This window comes from Microbacterium sp. 1154 (genome assembly GCF_031455375.1).
Taxonomy (GTDB): Bacteria; Actinomycetota; Actinomycetes; order Actinomycetales; family Microbacteriaceae; genus Microbacterium.
On record NZ_JAVDSN010000001.1, the window covers coordinates 826,223 to 844,504 of the forward strand.

At 70.4% G+C, this 18,282-nt stretch carries 17 protein-coding genes; 7 read left to right on the forward strand and 10 right to left on the reverse strand.

Going from position 1 to position 18,282, the window contains the following annotated elements; all coding sequences use genetic code 11:
• Positions 1-60: 60 nt before the first annotated feature.
• The 6 genes from J2X55_RS03780 to purS all read right to left on the reverse strand — a co-directional run bounded on the left by J2X55_RS03780 (position 61) and on the right by purS (position 4,810).
• Positions 61-990, reverse strand: coding sequence for a 2-hydroxyacid dehydrogenase (locus J2X55_RS03780; RefSeq protein ID WP_309821932.1), 930 nt, complete (start codon positions 988-990; stop codon positions 61-63).
• The gene (locus J2X55_RS03785; RefSeq protein WP_309821933.1) at positions 987-2,459 is read right to left on the reverse strand and encodes an NAD(P)/FAD-dependent oxidoreductase; all 1,473 of its coding nucleotides are present in this window, start codon (positions 2,457-2,459) and stop codon (positions 987-989) included. Before J2X55_RS03785 ends, J2X55_RS03780 begins: the two co-directional genes overlap by 4 nt.
• Positions 2,460-2,461: 2 nt before the next feature.
• The gene (locus J2X55_RS03790) at positions 2,462-2,956 is read right to left on the reverse strand and encodes an ureidoglycolate lyase (RefSeq protein ID WP_309821934.1); all 495 of its coding nucleotides are present in this window, start codon (positions 2,954-2,956) and stop codon (positions 2,462-2,464) included.
• Between the two features lie 101 nt (positions 2,957-3,057).
• A complete protein-coding gene (locus J2X55_RS03795) occupies positions 3,058-3,762 on the reverse strand; it encodes a GntR family transcriptional regulator (protein WP_147302353.1) in 705 nt (234 codons plus the stop codon).
• A 95-nt stretch (positions 3,763-3,857) separates the two neighbouring features.
• Complete coding sequence (gene purQ, locus J2X55_RS03800) at positions 3,858-4,565, reverse strand: phosphoribosylformylglycinamidine synthase subunit PurQ (RefSeq protein WP_309821935.1); 708 nt, start codon at positions 4,563-4,565, stop codon at positions 3,858-3,860.
• On the reverse strand, positions 4,562-4,810 hold the full coding sequence (gene purS / locus J2X55_RS03805) for a phosphoribosylformylglycinamidine synthase subunit PurS (protein WP_056225673.1): 249 nt from the start codon (positions 4,808-4,810) through the stop codon (positions 4,562-4,564). Before purS ends, purQ begins: the two co-directional genes overlap by 4 nt.
• A 233-nt stretch (positions 4,811-5,043) precedes the next feature.
• Here purS and J2X55_RS03810 point away from each other — a divergent pair, with 233 nt between their 5' ends.
• The 5 genes from J2X55_RS03810 (at position 5,044) to J2X55_RS03830 (ending at position 11,128) form a co-directional block, all read left to right on the forward strand.
• Positions 5,044-6,318: an ABC transporter substrate-binding protein gene (locus tag J2X55_RS03810; RefSeq protein ID WP_309821936.1), complete on the forward strand. Its 1,275-nt coding sequence runs from the start codon at positions 5,044-5,046 to the stop codon at positions 6,316-6,318.
• A gap of 97 nt (positions 6,319-6,415) precedes the next feature.
• Positions 6,416-7,537: a sugar ABC transporter permease gene (locus J2X55_RS03815; protein WP_309821937.1), complete on the forward strand. Its 1,122-nt coding sequence runs from the start codon at positions 6,416-6,418 to the stop codon at positions 7,535-7,537.
• Positions 7,534-8,439, forward strand: coding sequence for a carbohydrate ABC transporter permease (locus J2X55_RS03820; RefSeq protein ID WP_115916105.1), 906 nt, complete (start codon positions 7,534-7,536; stop codon positions 8,437-8,439). The genes J2X55_RS03815 and J2X55_RS03820 overlap by 4 nt, the downstream gene beginning before the upstream one ends.
• A 29-nt stretch (positions 8,440-8,468) precedes the next feature.
• Complete coding sequence (locus tag J2X55_RS03825; RefSeq protein WP_309821938.1) at positions 8,469-9,923, forward strand: family 1 glycosylhydrolase; 1,455 nt, start codon at positions 8,469-8,471, stop codon at positions 9,921-9,923.
• A 191-nt stretch (positions 9,924-10,114) separates the two neighbouring features.
• Positions 10,115-11,128 carry a LacI family DNA-binding transcriptional regulator gene (locus J2X55_RS03830; protein WP_115916104.1) on the forward strand — a complete coding sequence of 338 codons (1,014 nt, stop codon included), beginning with the start codon at positions 10,115-10,117 and terminating at the stop codon, positions 11,126-11,128.
• A 4-nt stretch (positions 11,129-11,132) separates the two neighbouring features.
• Here J2X55_RS03830 and J2X55_RS03835 read toward each other — a convergent pair whose 3' ends face one another.
• On the reverse strand, positions 11,133-12,218 hold the full coding sequence (locus tag J2X55_RS03835; RefSeq protein ID WP_309821939.1) for a histidine kinase: 1,086 nt from the start codon (positions 12,216-12,218) through the stop codon (positions 11,133-11,135).
• Positions 12,215-12,889 (reverse strand): response regulator transcription factor, encoded by a 675-nt coding sequence (locus J2X55_RS03840; RefSeq protein WP_210110565.1) that lies wholly within the window; start codon positions 12,887-12,889, stop codon positions 12,215-12,217. Before J2X55_RS03840 ends, J2X55_RS03835 begins: the two co-directional genes overlap by 4 nt.
• Positions 12,890-13,011: 122 nt before the next feature.
• On the opposite strand from J2X55_RS03840, the gene J2X55_RS03845 reads away from it, so the two are divergent.
• Together J2X55_RS03845 and J2X55_RS03850 are read left to right on the forward strand one after the other, a co-directional pair.
• On the forward strand, positions 13,012-15,576 hold the full coding sequence (locus J2X55_RS03845; RefSeq protein ID WP_309821940.1) for a DUF2156 domain-containing protein: 2,565 nt from the start codon (positions 13,012-13,014) through the stop codon (positions 15,574-15,576).
• 252 nt (positions 15,577-15,828) lie between these two features.
• On the forward strand, positions 15,829-16,416 hold the full coding sequence (locus J2X55_RS03850; RefSeq protein ID WP_309821941.1) for a hypothetical protein: 588 nt from the start codon (positions 15,829-15,831) through the stop codon (positions 16,414-16,416).
• 111 nt (positions 16,417-16,527) lie between these two features.
• Here J2X55_RS03850 and nhaA read toward each other — a convergent pair whose 3' ends face one another.
• Together nhaA and J2X55_RS03860 are read right to left on the reverse strand one after the other, a co-directional pair.
• Positions 16,528-17,859, reverse strand: coding sequence for a Na+/H+ antiporter NhaA (gene nhaA / locus J2X55_RS03855; RefSeq protein ID WP_309821942.1), 1,332 nt, complete (start codon positions 17,857-17,859; stop codon positions 16,528-16,530).
• A gap of 115 nt (positions 17,860-17,974) precedes the next feature.
• Complete coding sequence (locus J2X55_RS03860) at positions 17,975-18,205, reverse strand: hypothetical protein (protein ID WP_309821944.1); 231 nt, start codon at positions 18,203-18,205, stop codon at positions 17,975-17,977.
• Positions 18,206-18,282: the final 77 nt, after the last annotated feature.

Here is an 18,282-nt window from a genome sequence, read left to right on the forward strand (position 1 = left end):
TACTGCCTCGAAGTGCAGACCGTGGATACCGGCTCCGGCGACGAACGCCGAGCGCGACGGTCAGCCCCCGAGCACCACGTTCAGCGGCTCCTCGCCGCGGTGCAGGCGCTCGATCTGCTGACGCACCAAGCGTGCGATGCGGGGGCGCATGGCATCCGTCGCCCCTCCGACGTGCGGGGCGATGAGCACGCCGTCGAGGCTCCACAGCGGGTGGCCCTGGGGGAGGGGCTCCGGGTCGGTGACGTCGAGGGCGGCCCGGATGCGGCCGCGGCGCACGTGGTCGACGAGGGCGTCGGTGTCGATGAGGGGGCCACGACCGACGTTCACCACGAGCGCGCCGTCGGGCAGGGCCGAGAGGGCGCGGTCGTCGATGACGTGGCGCGTCGCGTCGCCGCCCGGGAGGGAGGCGATGAGGATGTCGGTCTCGGCGAGCACCTCGTACAGCTTGCCGAGGGGGAACACCTCGACCTCGTCCTGCAGGCGGCCGTGCGAGGCGACGGCGCGGAGGTCGACCTCGAACGGCTTCAGCCGCGCGGCGATCGCACGACCGACCCCGCCGAAGCCGAGCAGCGTCACCCGGGCGTCGGCCAGGCCGGGGGCCCCGCCGCCGGTCCACTCGCCGCGGTCCTGCGCGCGCACGAAGTCGGGCAGCCGTCGCTGCGCCGCCAACGCCAGCGTGACGGCGAGCTCGGACGTAGCCGTCTCGTGCACGCTCGAGGCGTTGGCGAAGACGATCCCTTCGGGCAAGCGCCCCTCGACGTTGTCGTACCCGATCGACTGGCCCTGAACGAGCCCGACCTCGATCTCGGAGAGGCGCTCGATGACGTTCTTCATCGACATGTACGGCGGCACGACCAAGTCGAAACGGTCGTGCGGTGTCGGTCCCGTCATGTCCCACACCACCACCTCGACGCCATCGGGCAGTTCGCCCAGGTCGGCGCGGAGTTCGTCGGTGGGCACGGATACGAGGAGGGGGGTCGAGGTCGTCACCGCAGAGACGCTACCCCCGTCGTCTCGGTGGGCGCGGGAGGTTGCGCCCGGCGCCCGATGTGCACACCGACCGGCACGTCGTACGCGAGGTACTCGCGCAGCAGTGCGTCGGCGTCGCGCTCGAACAACCGTCGCGACAGGGCCGCGGCGAGTTTCGTGGCCCCGCCGACGAGGCCGGGAATCTGGTGGCTGAGCATGCCCTGACTCAGACGCGCGCCGTGGTTGAACATGTGGATCCGCGACAGAGCCGAGGCCTCCGGCGCGCTCCGGCTGATGAGACCGAAGTCGTCGTCGAGGTACGGGAACGCCGCGAGTCCGGGGTTCTGGGCTGCGGAGGCGGGGTCGAGCCGGTCGCTCCACAGCACGGCATCCGAGGCGACGCTCGCCAGTTCGGGGCGCTGCGCGAGGTCGGAGACGATCCCCGTCGCCGCCAGGACGACGTCGTAGTGATGGATGCCGTGCGGCGTCGTCACGGCGATCTCGCTGCCCGTCCACTCCACGCTCTGCCACGGCGACGAGGTGAGGAAGCGGAACGAGTCGAAGGCGTGGGCGCGCCACAGGGCGTTCTGCGTGGCCGGCTGGTCGACCGCCGACAAATGGACGTTGAACGCCCACTTCTGCTGGTCGGTGAAGGACCCGTAGTTCTCGATGAGCCCGGCGAACTCCATCCAGCGGTAGGGGCTCACCTGCGGCATCGCCGGTCGGCGCATGTGCACGTCGACGCTCGCCGCGCCGTGCTCGAGGGCGGTGGCAGCGTTGTCGAAGGCCCCGGTACCCGCGCCCAGGACGCCGACGCGCAGCCCCGCGAGCGCCCCGAAATCGATCGCATCGTGCGTGTGGTGCACGCGATCGGCGGGGAGCGCGCGCAGGAAGGCGGGGATGTGCCGACCGCCGGCCCCCTCGATGCCCGTGGCGAGCACGACGTGCTGAGCGGGCAGCATCCACTCGCCGTCGGGCCCCTCGAGGTGCATCTCGATCGGTCCGTCCGCGCTCGTCGGCGTGAGCGAGCGCACGCGGGTGGAGGGCACCACCGTGAGGGCGGAAACCTCCCGGTACCACCGCAGGAACCCCTGCCACGCGACCGTGGGGAAGTACTCGATCGCGTCCCACGCGGCCAGGCCGTACACGGCCTCGAACCAGGCGCGGGGGCTCACGGCGGGGATGCCCCAGGTGGGCCACGCGATGTCCTTCGGGGTGCGCAGCGTGTGCATGCGCGCATAGGTGGTCCAGGGGCCGGCCGCATCGGCGGGTGCGGCGTCGATCACCACGACGTCGTCGATCCCGCGGCGTCGGAGACCGCGGGCCAGCACGAGTCCGGCTTGCCCCGCGCCCACGATCACGACGGGACGGATGCCGTCTCGCGCACCGACCCACGAGCGTCCGTCGCCCGCGCTGAGCGCGCTCTGGTGCGCGGCCTCGCGTTCGAGCGCCGCGAGGCGGGCGTCGGAGTCGGGGAGCGGGGTGAGCACGGTCACTCCCCGTCGATCACGACGCGAACGCCGAGGGTGTCGTCGAAGCGGTGGTTGTGGTGGTCGGTGACGTTGGTGTCGTCGAGTTCGAGGTTGACGAAGTCCATGCTCGGCTCGGCGAAGAAGGGGCCGGCGTGCCAGGTGCCCTTTCGCATCGTGATCGCCGTGCGCGGCGGGATGCGGAAGGCGCGGAGGTCGTCGAGCGCCGGGGCCTCGATACCGGGGGCGGCGACGGCGATCGTCCACTCGACATCGCCGACGGCCATGAGCGTCTGCGTGGTCTCGAGGTGGCGGGTCACGCGGACGAACTCCGGCGCCTTGTCGTCGAGGTGCATAAGGTAGAAGCGCGGGATGCCGTTGGAGACGTCCAGCACCGCTTCTTCTGCGGTGAACGGCGTGCCGTCCTCCATGGGGGTCAGGACGACGCCGAAGGCGTCGAACGACGCGGGGGTCACGGTCTCGGCGGTGAGGCGGTGGACGGTGAGGGTGTCGGACATGGCGGCTCGCTTTCATCGGGTGTTCCGACCGTACGCTTGTCCAACAAGCTGGTCCAGAACTTGTCCGACATGTTCACCGCTCTGTTACGCCCGCGAAACGCTCACGACCGCACGCGGCGGATGAGGGCGTTGCGTAATCCCTCCGGCGCGGGCAACTGCACCTCGCGCGACCAATAGCCGATCGCGTCGTCGGCCCCGTACCCGCAGTACGTCATCTCGATGACGGGCGTGCCCGGCGAGCTCGACAGGAGCCGGGACCTCTCGGCATCCAGTCCGATCGCCTCCATCCACACCGTCTCCCAGGCGACCCGCACCCCGTTGGCGGCTTCGGCGAGGTCGAAGACCGGGCGGTGCGCGTCGAGTGCGGCCTCGTGATGCACGGGGACGAGGTCTTCGGCCAAGGCGTAGGGCGCGCCGTCCGCCCGCCACATTTTCCGGGTGCGCAGCACCGTGGTGCCGTCGGGCAGATCGTCGAAGCGATGCGAGCCGGGAGTCAGTTCGAGACGGTCGGACGACACGAGCTCGAGCGACGGCTCGTAGCCGGCGGAGCGGATCGAGAGGGAGTGGTCGAACTGCTGGTCGATACGCCGCCCCACCCCGGCGAGGCGACGATTCGGCGTCGTCCGCGCACCCTGGGTGCGGTGCACATATCCGCGCTCTTCGAGGCGCACCAGGGCCTCGCGCACCGAGTTGCGGCTCGCGCCGAGCATCTCAGCGAGGCGCGGCTCCGAGGGGAGGGCGGCGGCCTCGCTGCTCCACAGGGCGAGGATGCCCTCGATGATCGGATCGGGATCGGGTACGCGCACGGACTCATCTTCCCCGATGGATGCCGCGGCGATCACCCCCGCGCCGGGCGGGAGGCCGCGGGTCTCGGTTCGGTGCCTTCGCCCCGCCGGTGCGATCAGGCCGCGGCGCCGACCACGGCGGCGATGGCCGAGGTGAAGAAGCCCAGACCGTCGACGCCCGAACGCATCGCCGCCGAGGTGCCCGGGCCGAAGCCCGGCTCGACCGCGTGCTCGGGGTGCGGCATGAGACCCACGACGTTGCCGCGCTCGTTGGTCAGGCCGGCGATGTCGTCGAGCGACCCGTTGGGGTTCACCCCGACGTACCGGAAGGTCACGAGGCCCTCGCCGTTCACGCGCGCCAGGGTCTCGGCATCCGCGATGTAACCGCCGTCGGCGTTCTTCAGCGGGATGACGATCTCGTCGCCCTCGGCGAAGTTGCTGGTCCAGGCGGTCGAGGCGTTCTCGACGCGCAGGCGCTGGTCGCGGCGGATGAACTGCTGGTGCGCGTTGCGGATGAGACCGCCGGGCAGCAGGTGCGCCTCGACGAGCATCTGGAAGCCGTTGCAGATGCCGAGCACGGGCATGCCCTTGCCGGCGGCGTCTTTGACCTCGGCCATGATCGGCGCGAACGCCGCGATCGCTCCCGCGCGCAGGTAGTCGCCGTAGCTGAAGCCGCCGGGCAGGACCAGGGCGTCGACGCCCTTCAGGTCGTGCTCGCCGTGCCAGAGGGCGACGGGCTCGCCGCCCGCGAGGCGGATCGCGCGCTGCGCGTCGCGGTCGTCGAGGGAGCCGGGGAAGGTGATGACCCCGATGCGAGCGGTCACTCGACGACCTCGATGTTCACGACGTCTTCGATGACGGCGTTCGAGAGCATCTCGTCGGCGAGCTCCCGGGCTCGTGCGAGCGTGGCCTCGTCGACCTCACCCTCGACGGTGAGTTCGAAACGCTTGCCGATGCGCACGTCGGAGAAGCGGTGCTCGCCCAGACGCGACAGGGCGCCGGCGACGGCCTTTCCCTGCGGGTCGAGGAGCTCGGCCTTGGGCATGACGTCGACGACGATGGTGGGCACTGCAGCTCCAAGAGTCGGGTGGCGTTGTGACCTTCAGTCTACGCGAGCCGTCGTGATGTCATCCGCGGCGGCGAGGGAGCCGCGGGGCGTGGCTTCATAACGATCTCACAGCGTCCTCTTGACCTCGTGGGAGCGATCCCATACGGTCGTGACCGATCGGTGAGAGCGCTCCCACGCGACGTCGCAGGAGCCCACGACCGCACCGGTCCGCACCCACCACAAAGGAGTGATCTGTGAAAACTCGTGCCCTGCGCCGGGTGGCTCTCGTCGCCGCCGTCGCATCGACCTCTGCCCTCGTCCTCGCCGGTTGCTCCGGCGCCGGCGGGTCCGCCTCGGGCGGCGACGGCGAGGTGACCCTCACCATCGCCACCTTCAACGACTTCGGTTACACCGACGCGCTCCTGCAGGAGTACATGGACGCGCACCCGAACGTGAAGATCGTGCACAACAAGGCCGCGACCAGCAACGAGGCCCGCGAGAACTACTTCCAGAAGCTGGGCAAGACCGGCCTCGCCGACATCGAGGCCATCGAGGTCGACTGGCTGCCCGAGGTGATGGAGTACGCCGACCTGCTGGCCCCCGTGCCCGACGACCTTAAGAGCCGCTGGCTCGATTACAAGGTCGAGGCCGCCACGAGCCCCGAAGGCCAGTTGGTCGGCTACGGCACCGACATCGGCCCCGAGGGCGTCTGCTACCGCTCCGACCTCTTCGCCGCGGCCGGCCTGCCGACCGACCGGGCCGAGGTCGCCGCGATGCTGCAGGGCGACTGGTCGACCTACTTCGCCGCGGGCGACAAGTACGTCGCCGCGACCGGCAAGGCCTTCTTCGACTCCGCCGGCGGCACCTACCAGGGCGCGATCAACCAGGTCGAGGCCGCGTACGAGAACCCCGACAACGGCGAGATCACCGCCACGAGCAACACCGACGTCAAGAAGATCTACGACCAGGTCCTGAAGGCCAGCGCCACGCAGTCGGCGCACCTCGGCCAGTGGTCGGACGACTGGTTCGCGGGACTCTCGAACGGCGCCTTCGCCACGATGCTCTGCCCGGGCTGGATGCTCGGCGTCATCGAGGGCAACGCCCCCGAGGTGAAGGGGTGGGACATCGCCAACGTCTTCCCCGGCGGCGCCGGCAACTGGGGCGGCTCGTACCTGACCGTGCCCGGCAACGGCAAGAACGTCGAGGCCGCTCAGCAGCTCGCCGACTGGCTCACCGACCCCGAGACCCAGGTCAAGGCGTTCGAGAACGCCGGCACCTTCCCGAGCCAGACCGACGCCCTGAAGGCGGACGCCCTGCTCGGCAGCACGAACGCGTACTTCAACAACGCCCCCGTGGGCGAGATGCTCTCCGAGCGCGCGCAGGCCGTGAAGGTCTCGCCGTACAAGGGGACGTTCTACTTCCAGATCAACGACGCCATGCAGAAGGCGCTCACGCGAGTGGAAGACGGAACGCAGGACGCTGCGACCTCCTGGAAGCAGTGGGCGACCGAGGTCGACGCCCTGTCCTGACCACCGTCCTTCCGCGTGAGGGGTCAAGAAATGTCGCCCAGCAGAAGCCGAAGCGACACTTTCTGGCCCCTCACGCGGCTGGGGAAAGGAAGACATCGTGACAAGCACACTTGAACGGCCCACCCGGCCGGCGCGGCCCCCGGCGGGGGAGCGCCCGCCCCGCCGCCTCGGCTTCGGCCAACGCCGCAGCGCGTGGGACCTGAAGCTCTCGCCGTACCTCTACATCTCGCCGTTCTTCATCCTGTTCGCGATCACGGGCCTCTTCCCCATCGCGTACACCGCGGTGATCTCGTTCATGGACTGGGATCTGGTCCGCAACTCCGGTGAGTTCATCGGCTTCGACCAGTACGCCTGGGTGCTCTCGCAGCCCAAGTTCTGGATCGCCCTGCGCAACACCTTCAGCATCTTCCTGCTCTCGAGCGTTCCGCAGCTCATCCTCGCGATCTTCATCGCCGCGATGCTCGACCAGAACATCCGCGCCAAGACCTTCTGGCGCATGAGCGTGCTGGTGCCCTACGTGATGGCGCCCGTCGCCGTCGCTCTCATCTTCAGCAACATGTTCGGCGACCAGTACGGCGTCGTGAACACCACCCTGCAGAACCTCGGTCTTCCGGCCGTGCCGTGGCACTCCGACGCCTTCGCGAGTCACATCGCGATCGCGACGATGGTCAACTTCCGCTGGACCGGGTACAACACCCTCATCCTGCTCGCGGCGATGCAGGCCATCCCGCGCGAGTACTACGAGGCCGCGACCGTGGACGGTGCCGGCAAGATCCGCCAGTTCTTCTCGATCACCCTGCCGAGCCTCAAACCGACCCTCGTCTTCGTGATCATCACGGCCACGATCGGGGGCTTGCAGATCTTCGACGAGCCGCGCATGTACGACCAGTACGGCACGGGCGGAGCCGACAATCAGTGGCTCACCGTGACCCTGTGGCTCTACAACGTCGGTTGGGGCGAGTGGAACTTCGGCCGCGCCGCGGCCCTCGCGTGGATCCTCTTCCTGCTCATCCTCGCCATCGGCGCGATCAACCTGTTCATCACGCGATCGCTCGTGCGCGACGACGGTGGGCGCGGCGACACCCGTTCCCGTCGGGACATCCGCGCGCAGGCGCGAGCGGCGAGAGCCCGAGTGAGGGCGGATGCCGGTACCCCGGCGCCCGCGCGAGACACCGACGCGCCCCGAGGCGTCGCCGCACGACAGGAGTCCCGCCGATGACCGCCGTGAGTGCCGCTCCCGTCCCGATCGCCGACCCCGACACGACCGGTCCCGTCCGCCGCCGCCCGCGCCCGGTGCGCGGCTCCCGCCCCGGCTGGATCGTCTACGCCGCCCTCGGCGCGGTGCTGCTGGCGAGCCTGTTCCCCTTCTACTGGTCGTTGCTCATCGGCTCGGGCGACTCCTCGACCATCCGCGACGCCAACCGGTCGTGGATCCCCGGCGGCAACTTCTTCGCGAACGCGGCGTCGGTCATCGGCGACCCGGCGGTCAACTTCTGGCCGGCGCTCGTGAACTCCATCATCAGTTCGGGTCTGATCGCGGCATCCGTCGTCTTCTTCTCGACCCTCGCCGGATGGGCGTTCGCGAAGCTGAGGTTCCGCGGCGGGCCCTGGCTGCTCGTCTTCGTCGTGGCGACCATGGCCGTGCCGACGCAGCTGGGCGTCGTGCCGCTGTACATCCTGTTCAGCGAGCTCGGGTGGACCGGACAGCTCGGAGCCATCATCATCCCGGCGTTGACCAGCGCCTTCGGTGTCTTCTGGATGACGCAGTACCTGAGGCAGTCCGTGCCCGACGAGCTGATCGAGGCCGCGCGGGTGGACGGGGCGAGCTCGTTCCGCACCTTCCTCACCGTGGGCGTTCCCGCCGCCCGGCCCGCCGCCGCGATGCTCGGTCTGTTCACGTTCGTGAGCGCGTGGAACAACTTCTTCTGGCCGTTCATCGTGCTCGATCGCCAGAACCCCACGCTGCCGGTCGCGCTCTCGCTCCTGCAGTCCAACTACTTCGTCGACTACTCGATCGTCCTCGCGGGCGTCCTGCTGTCGACGATCCCGCTCCTGCTGCTGTTCGTCTTCGCGGGCAAGCAGCTGGTCAGTGGCATCATGCAAGGGGCGGTCAAGGGATGACCCTCGCGCCCACGGAAGGAACCCGAATCATGTCCCACACCCGCTCGTTCCCCGAAGGCTTCCTCTTCGGTGCCGCCACCGCGGCCTACCAGATCGAGGGGGCGGCTTTCGAAGACGGCCGCACGGCCTCGATCTGGGACGCGTTCAGCCGCGTGCCCGATGCCGTGATCAACGCCGACAACGGCGATGTCGCCTGCGACCACTACCACCGCTACGCCGGCGACGTGCAGCTCATGAGGAAGCTCGGGCTGCAGACGTACCGCTTCTCGACCTCGTGGTCGCGGGTGCGCCCTGACGGCGGCGCCCTCAACGCCAAGGGCGTCGACTTCTACAAGCGCCTCGTCGACGAGCTGCTGGATGCCGGCATCCTGCCCTGGCTCACCCTGTATCACTGGGACCTCCCGCAGGCGCTGGAAGAGAAGGGCGGCTGGACCGTCCGCGAGACCAGCGAGAAGTTCACCGAATACGCGCTCGACATGCACGACGCTCTCGGCGACCGCGTGAACGTCTGGACCACGCTCAACGAACCGTGGTGCTCGTCGTTCCTCAGCTACACCGCCGGCATCCACGCGCCCGGCCACTACTCCCAGGCCGAGGGCATGCTCGCGGCCCACCACCTTCTGCTGGGCCACGGGCAGACCGTACGCGAGCTCCGCGCCCGCGACGCCTCGCTCAACCTGGGGCTCACGCTCAACCTCACGGTGGCGGATGCCGTCGACCCGACGAACCCCGCCGACCTCGACGCCGCACGTCGTATCGACGGGCAGTTCAACCGCTGGTTCCTCGATCCAGTGTTCCGCGGGGAGTACCCGGCCGACATCATCAAGGACTTCCGCAAGACGGATGCCGAAGCGGTGGCCCGCTGGCAGGAGGCCGTGCAGCCCGGCGACCTCGACGTCATCTCGACCCCCATCGACTCGCTCGGCGTGAACTACTACCACGGCGAGTTCGTCGGCGGCACGCCGCCCGAGGTCGACCCGCCCGCGGGTGACGCCCCGACGGTGCGGCCCGTCGGCAAGCCCTTCCCGGCCCACGAGAACCTGTACTGGCACGACCGTGGCCTCGCGCGCACCAACATGAACTGGGAGGTGCAGCCCGAGGGGCTCACGCGCCTGCTCGAGCGCGTCAGCGAGGACTATTCGGCCGAGGCCGGCGTGGCCCTCTACGTCACCGAGAACGGCGCCTCGTACGACGACGAGCTGAACACCGACGCCAATGAGCCCCGCGTGCACGACGCCGAGCGCGTGGAGTTCGTCGAGGCGCACCTCGGAGCGGTCCTGGATGCCGTGGACAAGGGCGTCGACGTCCGCGGCTACTTCTACTGGTCGCTGATGGACAACTTCGAGTGGGCCTGGGGCTACGAGAAGCGCTTCGGCATCGTCTACGTCGACTACGCCACGCAGGAACGCACCATCAAGGACTCGGGGCTCGCGTACGCCCGGGTGATTCAGGATCGCGCGCTGGAGTCGGTCGTCGTCGCCTGACGACGACGGCGAAGGCTCGGTCGCACGCGCTGTGCGGCCGGGCCTTCGTCTTCCGGTGCGGGTGGGTCTCGCTGGTCGGGTCCGGATACCGGTGCGTTCCGTGCCGCCGCCGCAGTACGCTCGCATCAGCGCGCAGCGCGCCTGGCCACCCGAAGCGCGGTGCGATGCCGCCGTCCCGAAGGAGGGGAGCGATGGATCTCGCATCCGTTCGCGGTGCCGCCACGATCGAAGAGGTCGCGGCGCGCGCCGGGGTCTCGCGATCGACGGTGTCGCGAGTCGTCAACGGCTCCACCGCCGTCTCGCCCTCGGCCCTCGAGGCCGTGCGCCGCGCGATCGACGAGCTGCAGTACGTTCCCAACCGCGCGGCGCGCTCGCTCGCCAGCCGGCAGACGCGGGCGATCGCCCTGGTGATCCCCGAGCAGACCGACCGCTTCTTCGGCGACCCGTTCTTCGCCTCGATCGTCGCGGGTATCGGCGAGGTGATCGGCGAATCCGACTACATCATGAACATGCTGATCGCGAGCGACGATGCCAGCGCCAAGGCGCTGGGATACCTCCGCGGCGGCAGCGTCGACGGGGCGATCGTCGCCTCGCACCACACGAGCGACACCTTCCTCGACCGCGTCGCCGACGTCGTCCCCGTGGTCTACGGCGGGCGTCCCGCGCGCATCCGTGCCGAGGACTACTACGTCGACGTCGACAACGTCGAGGGTGGTCGTGTCGCCACCGCCTACCTGCTGGCGCGGGGGCACCGGCGTCTCGCCACGGTCTCGGGCCCGTCGGACATGCCCGCGGGCATCGACCGCCTCCAGGGCTTTCGCAATGCGATGGCGGAGGCGGGGCTCGAACCGGTGGCCGTCGAGAACGGGGACTTCACCGAGATGGGCGGCGCCCTCGCGATGAACCGCATTCTCTCGAGCGGGATCACCCCCGAGGCCGTCTTCGTCGCGAGCGACCTCATGGCCCGCGGCGTCTACACGGTGCTCCGCGACAAGGGCCTCGAGCCGGGGCGCGACGTCGCCGTGATGGGCTTCGACGACTCGGCGGTGTCGACCGCGGTCACTCCGTCGCTGACCACGGTCCGGCAGCCGTCCCTTGCGCAGGGGCGCCACATGGCATCCGTTCTGCTCGACATCCTCGCCGGTCGTCCCGCGGCCCACGCGACGATCCTGCCGATCGAGGTCGTGGAGCGCGCCTCGGCCTGAGGCGTCAGGGTCCGGCCGGCAGGCGCAGGTCGATCTCGTAACCGCCGTCGGCGAGAGGGCCGGCGCGGAACGAGCCCCCCAGCATGTGGGCGCGCTCCGAGAGTCCGAGATGGCCGAGGCGTGCCGTGGGGGCCGGATCGGGGCGCGGGGCGGGGGAGGCGGCGTTTCGCAGGACCACCCGCACGCCGCCCGTGTCGGTGCTCGTCGCCGACACGGTGACGGCTGACCCGGGCGCGTGCTTGCGGACGTTCGTGAGCCCCTCCTGGATCGTGCGGTAGACCGCGCGCTGCGTCGCGGGCGGGAGCCCCTCGCGCAGATCGATGCGGGCGTCGACCTCGAGGTCTGTCGGATGCAGGATCTCATCGAGGTGCCGCAGGGTCGGCTGCGGACCGAGGGGCGCCGCCTCGGGCCCGTCGGCGCGGAGCACGAGGAGCATCTGGCGCAGCTCGGACAGGGTGGTGGAGGCGAGGGTGCGGATCGTGTCGGCCGTCTCGACGACCTCGGGGTCGTCGGCGCGGACCATCAGCGCCCCCGCCTGCACGGTGATGAGGCTCACCTGGTGCGAGACGACATCGTGCATCTCGCGCGCGAGGTGGGCGCGTTCCTCGGCGACGGCCTCGCGCGCGACCCGGCGGTTCTCGTCGGCGCGGGCACGACGCAGCTCGTCGAGGCTCGCCGACAGCCGGCTTTGGTTGCGCCGCAGGCGGCCCAGCGCCACGGCGCCTCCCGAGGTCATCGTCGCGTAGACGATGGCCAGCACGTGATCGTTGACCGAGGTGAAGGTGTCCCACGACAGACCGAGGCCGAGGAAGGTGACGGCCGTCGCGACGACGAGCCACACCATCCCGGTCGCCGCGCTCGCCACGGTGTACAGGGCGATCACCGACGCGATCGGCCCTCCGGTGAGGAAGAGGGCGGGAAGAGCCAGCGCCAGCGACAGCAGGGGGATCTTCCGGCGCAGCAGCAGGCCCGCGGCCCCGACGAGGGTCAGCACCAGCTCGAGCAGGTCGGTCGTGTAGAGCCCCAGCACGCCGTCGAGCGCGGCGACCGCGACGAGCCCGAGGTCGATCAGCACATCGCGGCGTCTCATCGTTCCTCCTCGTCGCGCAGCAGGCCCGCGCGCTCGGCCACCAGGGCCGCTTGCACGCGGCCGTCGACGCCGAGCTTGCCGAGGATCGTGCTGATGTGCGCTTTCACGGTGGCGGGGCTCAGGAACATCGCCGCACCGATCTGGATGTTCGACAGCCCGCGCCCCAGCTGCACGAGGATCTCGCGTTCGCGCGCGCTGAGCGCATCGACCAGGTGCGTGTCGGCCGCGGGCTCGGGGCGCAGGTACCCGGCCACCACGGCGCGGCTGACGGTGGGCGAGAACACCACCCCGCCGCCGTGCAGGGTGCGCACGAGCTGGGGGAGCTGACGCGGGTCGGTGTCCTTGACGAGGAACCCGGCGGCGCCCGCGTCGAGGGCCGACGCGATGTGATCATCCGAGTCGAAGGTCGTCAGGATCGCCACCGTCATGTCCCACCCCGCCCGGCGGATGTCGCGGAGCACCTCGAGGCCGTTTCGTCCCGGCATCCGGATATCGAGGAGCACCACGTCGGGGCGGGCCTCGGCGAGGACCTCCATCGCCTGGACGCCGTCGGCTGTCGCCACCACCTCGATGTCGTCGGCGGCGCTGAGGATGTGCGAGAAGCCGGAGCGGATGAGCGCTTCGTCGTCGACGACGGCGACACGGATGAGGGGAGCGGCGAGGGATGCCATGCGACCAGGCTAGGGACTCCGCCGGGGGCGCGGACCACCCGATCGGCTCGAGGAGGGGGCCGACCGGCTGATGCGCACTCCGCGGCTCCCTCGCGAGCATGGACGGGATGCCGGTGGTCGGCATGCCCACGCACGCTCGGGGAGGACCGATGGTCGCGGTGATGGACACGGCGCAGGCAGCGCCCGAAGTGGCGCCGGCGCGGCGGCCCGAGCGCCGTGCTGCTCGGTGGGACGTCCCCGGGTTCCTGCGCCGTCGCGCCGGGACGCTCGGGGTGACGCTGGCGATCCTCGTGGTCAGCATCGTCACGATCTCGACGCAGAGCACCTTCGAGGGGGGACCCTTCGATCTGCGCGACATGCTGCTCGCCCTCGTGCGCGTCGACGACCCGCTCGTGCTCGCGGTCACGGTCGTGCTGACGCTGGTGACGTGCGGGCTGGCCGAAGGTCTCCTGGGCACGCGTCGTCTGCTCGCGGCGTTCGTGGGTGGCGGTCTCGTCGTCTGCACGATCGGCGAGGTCATCGGCTGGTTCGAGGACAACGTCATCCCCGAGGTCTCGCTGAACGTCACCCCGTACACGGGGGCGCCGCCCATCGCGGCTCTGCTGTGCGTCGCCATTGCCGCGAGCTGTTTCGCCTCGCCGCTGTGGCGTCGCCGGATCCGCATCGGCGGCGTCACTCTCGCGGTGACGATGTTCCTCTACGCCGCCTCGGCGTCCGATCTCTACACGCTCATCGCCCTGCCCGTCGGCATGGCGGCCGGTCTCGTGCTCGGGGGGACGCGAGCCGTCGGCATCCCGCGCAGTTCGCTGCGCGAGAAGCGCGTGCTGCTGGCGGCCCTCACCGCCGTCACGGCTATCGGGCCGGTCGTCGCCACCCTGTGGGGCTCGGGCGCCGGGGTGCTGTCGGTCTACAGCTGGCTGTCGTACGATCCGCTGATCTCGGCCGACGGCGTCGTCTGCGCGATCGGGGCGACGAACGCCCCGTGCCCGCCGCTCGCCCTGGTCTACACCGAGCTCCAGCCCGCCTCGGGATGGATCGCCGCCCTGCCTCAGCTCGTCCTGCTGATCGCGGCGTGGGGTGTCCTGCGCGGACGGCGCGGCGCTCTGCACCTCGCGGTGGCGGTGAACGCGCTCACGTTCGTGGCGATGAGCACCCTGCTCCTGCTGAGCGAGACCGACACGCTCGAGCAGCTCGCGACCGTGCGCACCGCGTACGACGTCGCCGACGTGTGGCAGACGGTCGCCGGCATGGTCGTCGGTGCGGCCCTTCCCCTGACGGTCGCCGTGCTGCTCCTGCGCTTCCGTGCCGCCGTGCAGATCCCCTCGACCCCGGGGGTGCGCCGCGCCTTCGTGCGCACCGTCGCCGTCGCGGCCGTGGGCTCGCTCGTGCTGGCGCTCGTCGGCATCCTGCTGGCATCCGCCGATTTCCGCCCGTGGCCGAACGTGACGACCGTACTCGCGACGCTCCCCCTGCGCCTCGTCCCGCCCTCGCTGCTGCCGCCCGAAGCGCTGGTCTTCGTCCCGATGACCGGCGCCGCACAGGCGGTGTGGTACCTGCCCCCGCTGCTGTTCTGGGTCACCGTCGTCGTCGCCACCGCCCGCTTCGTGATGCGGTCCGGCGCGGCCGAAGTCACACCCGACCGCGAGCGCGCGCGGATGCTGCTGGCGGCGGGTTCCGGCGACACCCTCGGGCACATGACCCTGTGGGAGGGAAACGCCTACTGGTTCGCCGCCGACGCGGAGGCCGCGATCGCCTACCGCGTGCGCGGCGGGTTCGCGGTGACCCTCGGCGGCGCCTTCGGCCCCGACCGGGAGGACGCCTCGGTCGGCGCGCAGTTCGCCGCGTTCTGCGAGGAGCAGGGCTGGACGCCGGTGTTCTACAGCGTCGACGACGCTGAGCTCCAGCGGCTCGCCCCACTCGGCTGGTCGTCGCTCCAGGTCGCCGAGGAGGCGTTCCTCGACCCGCGCACCTGGACTCCGGCCGGCAAGAAGCGGCAGGACGTACGAACGGCCACCAACCGCGCGGCCCGCGAAGGGCTGAGCGCGCGATGGGCGCGGTGGAGCGAGCTGTCGTTCCTCGATCGCGGCCAGATCCGCGACATCTCCGAGGCCTGGGTGTCCGACAAGACGATTCCCGAGATGGGCTTCACCCTCGGCTCGACCGACCAGCTCGACGACCCCGAGGTGCGCCTGCTCGTCGCCCGCGACGGATCGGGTCGCATCACGGCGTTCACCAGCTGGATCCCGATTCACCGTGACGGGGCGATCGCCGGGTACGCCCTCGACGTCATGCGGCGGCGGGACGACGCGATGCCCGGGGTCATGGAGTTCCTCATCGGCCAGGCCGTCGAGCGGCTCCGCGAAGACGGCCGGATCGTGATGAGCCTGTCGGGCTCGCCCCTCGCGCGGCACTCCACCGGTGACGACAGCGACCGCGGCGCCCTGGACCGCGCGCTCGACGTCATCAGCGCGCTCCTCGAGCCGGCCTATGGGTTCCGATCGTTGGCGACCTTCAAGAAGAAGTTCCAGCCCGATTTCGCGCCCCTGTGGATGATCTACCCGGATGCCACGCAGATCCCGGCCATCGCGATCGCCCTGGTCCGCTGCTACATCCCGGGGCTCACCCTGCGGTCGGCCGCGACGCTCACCGCGCAGCTGCGTCGCCCGCGCGAGGCCGCGGGGCGCTGACGCGTCGGCAGGCGCCGCGGCGCGGTGTCACGAGAACAGGGGATGCCACGAGAACAGGCCGTCGCGGCGTGAACGGCCCTGTTCTCGGGTGATCGGCCTGTTCTCGTGACGCTCGGTCCGAGCTCGAACCGACCCCGCACGTGTCGCGCATCGTCGGGCGTCGGCCCTCACGCCGCGTGAGGGTCAAGGGGGATACATTGTTCGCGGGCGAGCGGACGGCGGGCAGATCGCCGTCAATCGAAGGGGGATCGAATGGTGGACGCGACGCGCACAGCGGTCCGAGGAGCCCTCGCGTGGGCGCTCGTCGGCGTGATGGCGGCGGCCCTTTCGGGGTGCTTCATGATTCCTCTCGTCGACGGTCGGTCGCCCTTCGACGACCCCTTCGGCTCGAGCAAGAGCGACATCGAGAAGGCCATTCCCCCGATCCAGGCCGCACTCGACGCCAGCGGCGCCGACGACGGCGGTCTCTGGCGGGTGGTCGCGGAAGAGGGCAGCGACAACTGCGAAGGCGCGTGCCAGTTGCGCGTCGAGGTGAGCATCGAGCCGGCGGACGAGTCCGGAACCACGTCGATCGTGTCGGAAGACGTTCTGCGCACGGTTCTGGTCACCGCGGTCCCTGTCGCCGAGCAGCACCACGTCGACCTGTCCGTGGTGCCCGGGTACGCCGATGCCGGGTACGGGCGGTCCGCCGACCTGTCATCGGCCGTCGAGGCGCTCTTCGGCGACCACGTGTCGACGAAAGACTTCACCGCCTTCACCGACGAGAGCTACCGCGACGCGGAGGTGCGGGCGAACACCCGCGAGCGCTCGAACGTGCTGCAGGCGATGGGGCTCGGCTGAAGCGCGGCTGTGCTTCGTCACCAGAACAGGGGATGCCACGAGAACAGGCCGTTGCGGCGCGGATCGCCCTGTTCTCGGGCGCTCGGCCTGTTCTCGTGACGGCTGGGCGCCTCAGCGGGCCTCGGGTCGCGGCTGCTGGTACACGTCGGGGACGTCGTCGCCGTCGGCATCCACCTCTTCGGCGAGCGCCAGCTGCTTGTAGCGCCGGTTGCGTACGAGCAGCACGGAGGAGGCGAGGACGGATGCCAGGAGCGAGGCGACCATGATCGCGATCTTCGCGTCATCGGTGTGGGGGGAGCCGTCGCCGAAGCTCAGCTCGGCGATCAGCAGCGAGACGGTGAAGCCGATCCCGGCGAGCAGACCCACCCCGGCGAGATCGATCCACTTCAGGGCGGGGTCGAGCCGGACCTTCGTCACGAGGGTGAGCAGGCGCACGCCGAGCAGGATGCCGAGGGGCTTGCCGAGCACGAGACCGGCGGCGACGCCGAGGGTGACGGGGTCCGTCACGGCGCGCAGCAGCCCGTCGCCGCCGCCGATCGAGACGCCGGCTGCGAAGAACGCGAACAGCGGCACGGCGATGCCCGCCGACAGGGGCCGGAAGCGGTGCTCGAACTGCTCCGCGAGATCCATGCCCCGCACCTCAGGCTGACGGCGGGAGGCGGCGACCGGGATCGTGAAGGCGAGCGCGACGCCCGCGATCGTTGCGTGCACGCCCGAGGCGTGCAGAAACGCCCACGCGGCGAAGCCGATCGGCAGCAGAACGACCCAGGCGCCCCAGGGCGTTCGGGCGAACCACGCGCGGCCGCGGTGCGCGATCACGCCGTAGACGATGACCAGCAGGGCGAAGATCGCCAAAGGCGCGACCGCGATGTCGCTGGTGTAGAAGACGGCGATGATCGCGATGGCGATCAGGTCGTCGACGACGGCGAGCGTGAGGAGGAAGATGCGCAGCGGACCGGGCAGGTGCGAACCCACGATCGCGAGAACGGCGACCGCGAAGGCGATGTCGGTCGCGGTGGGGATGGCCCAGCCGGCCAGCAGGCTCGGCTGCGTGTGCACGATCGCGACGTAGATCAGGGCGGGCACGGCCACGCCCGCGAACGCGGCGGTCACCGGCACGATCGCGGTGTCCAGCCGGCGGAGGCTCCCGACCACGATCTCGCGCTTGAGCTCGAGACCGACCAGGAAGAAGAAGACCGCGAGCAGGCCGTCCGCCGCCCACGACCCGACGCTCAGCTCGAGGTGCCAGGGTTCGTAGCCGAAGCGGACGTCGCGCAGCGCGAAATACGCCTCGGACGCGGGGGAGTTGGCCCACACGATGGCGATGACCGCCGCCACCACCAACAGCATTCCGCCGACGGATTCGCGGCGCAGCACCGTGGTGACGCGATGGACCTCGGCGTAGCCGGGCCAGTGCGGGGTGCGGGCGGTGTCGTGGCTCATGAGGCCTCCTGAAGGGTCGATCGACAGATCGTCGACCAGACTTCCCGACACGCCACCCTCAGTTTACCGCCCCGTCCCGGGCGACCAACGAACTGCCGGTCGCCCGGAATGCGCGTCAGGCCGACTCTTCGTCCTCTTCGGCGTTGAAGTGCGAAGCGGTCTCGGAGTGTCCCGCGGCGACGCCGTTCGGGTCGTCGGGGATGGTGCCGTCGGTCCCGAGGCCATCGGGCTTGGCGTCACCGTCGGAGCCGGACCCGTCGTCGGTCGGCGAGACTTCGACGTCGGCGCCCTCGTACGAGTTCTCGTCGGCAGCAGCCTGCGACGGGTCGGAGATTTCGGATGCCATGAGCGTGCCTCTTTCGTCATCGGTGACGAGGCGATGTGCGATGCCCCGCCGGTGCACCGACGGTACCGAGCGGCCGG

What these genes read in the sequence shown, in the direction of transcription:
- J2X55_RS03790 (WP_309821934.1), bottom strand. Translation starts at nt 2,956, where the DNA reads ATGTCCGACACCCTCACCGTCCACCGCCTCACCGCCGAGACCGTGACC.
- J2X55_RS03820 (WP_115916105.1), top strand. Translation starts at nt 7,534, where the DNA reads ATGACCGCCGTGAGTGCCGCTCCCGTCCCGATCGCCGACCCCGACACG.
- J2X55_RS03825 (WP_309821938.1), top strand. Translation starts at nt 8,469, where the DNA reads ATGTCCCACACCCGCTCGTTCCCCGAAGGCTTCCTCTTCGGTGCCGCC.
- J2X55_RS03830 (WP_115916104.1), top strand. Translation starts at nt 10,115, where the DNA reads ATGGATCTCGCATCCGTTCGCGGTGCCGCCACGATCGAAGAGGTCGCG.
- J2X55_RS03835 (WP_309821939.1), bottom strand. Translation starts at nt 12,218, where the DNA reads ATGAGACGCCGCGATGTGCTGATCGACCTCGGGCTCGTCGCGGTCGCC.
- J2X55_RS03840 (WP_210110565.1), bottom strand. Translation starts at nt 12,889, where the DNA reads ATGGCATCCCTCGCCGCTCCCCTCATCCGTGTCGCCGTCGTCGACGAC.
- J2X55_RS03845 (WP_309821940.1), top strand. Translation starts at nt 13,012, where the DNA reads ATGCCCACGCACGCTCGGGGAGGACCGATGGTCGCGGTGATGGACACG.
- J2X55_RS03850 (WP_309821941.1), top strand. Translation starts at nt 15,829, where the DNA reads ATGGTGGACGCGACGCGCACAGCGGTCCGAGGAGCCCTCGCGTGGGCG.
- nhaA (WP_309821942.1), bottom strand. Translation starts at nt 17,859, where the DNA reads ATGAGCCACGACACCGCCCGCACCCCGCACTGGCCCGGCTACGCCGAG.
- J2X55_RS03860 (WP_309821944.1), bottom strand. Translation starts at nt 18,205, where the DNA reads ATGGCATCCGAAATCTCCGACCCGTCGCAGGCTGCTGCCGACGAGAAC.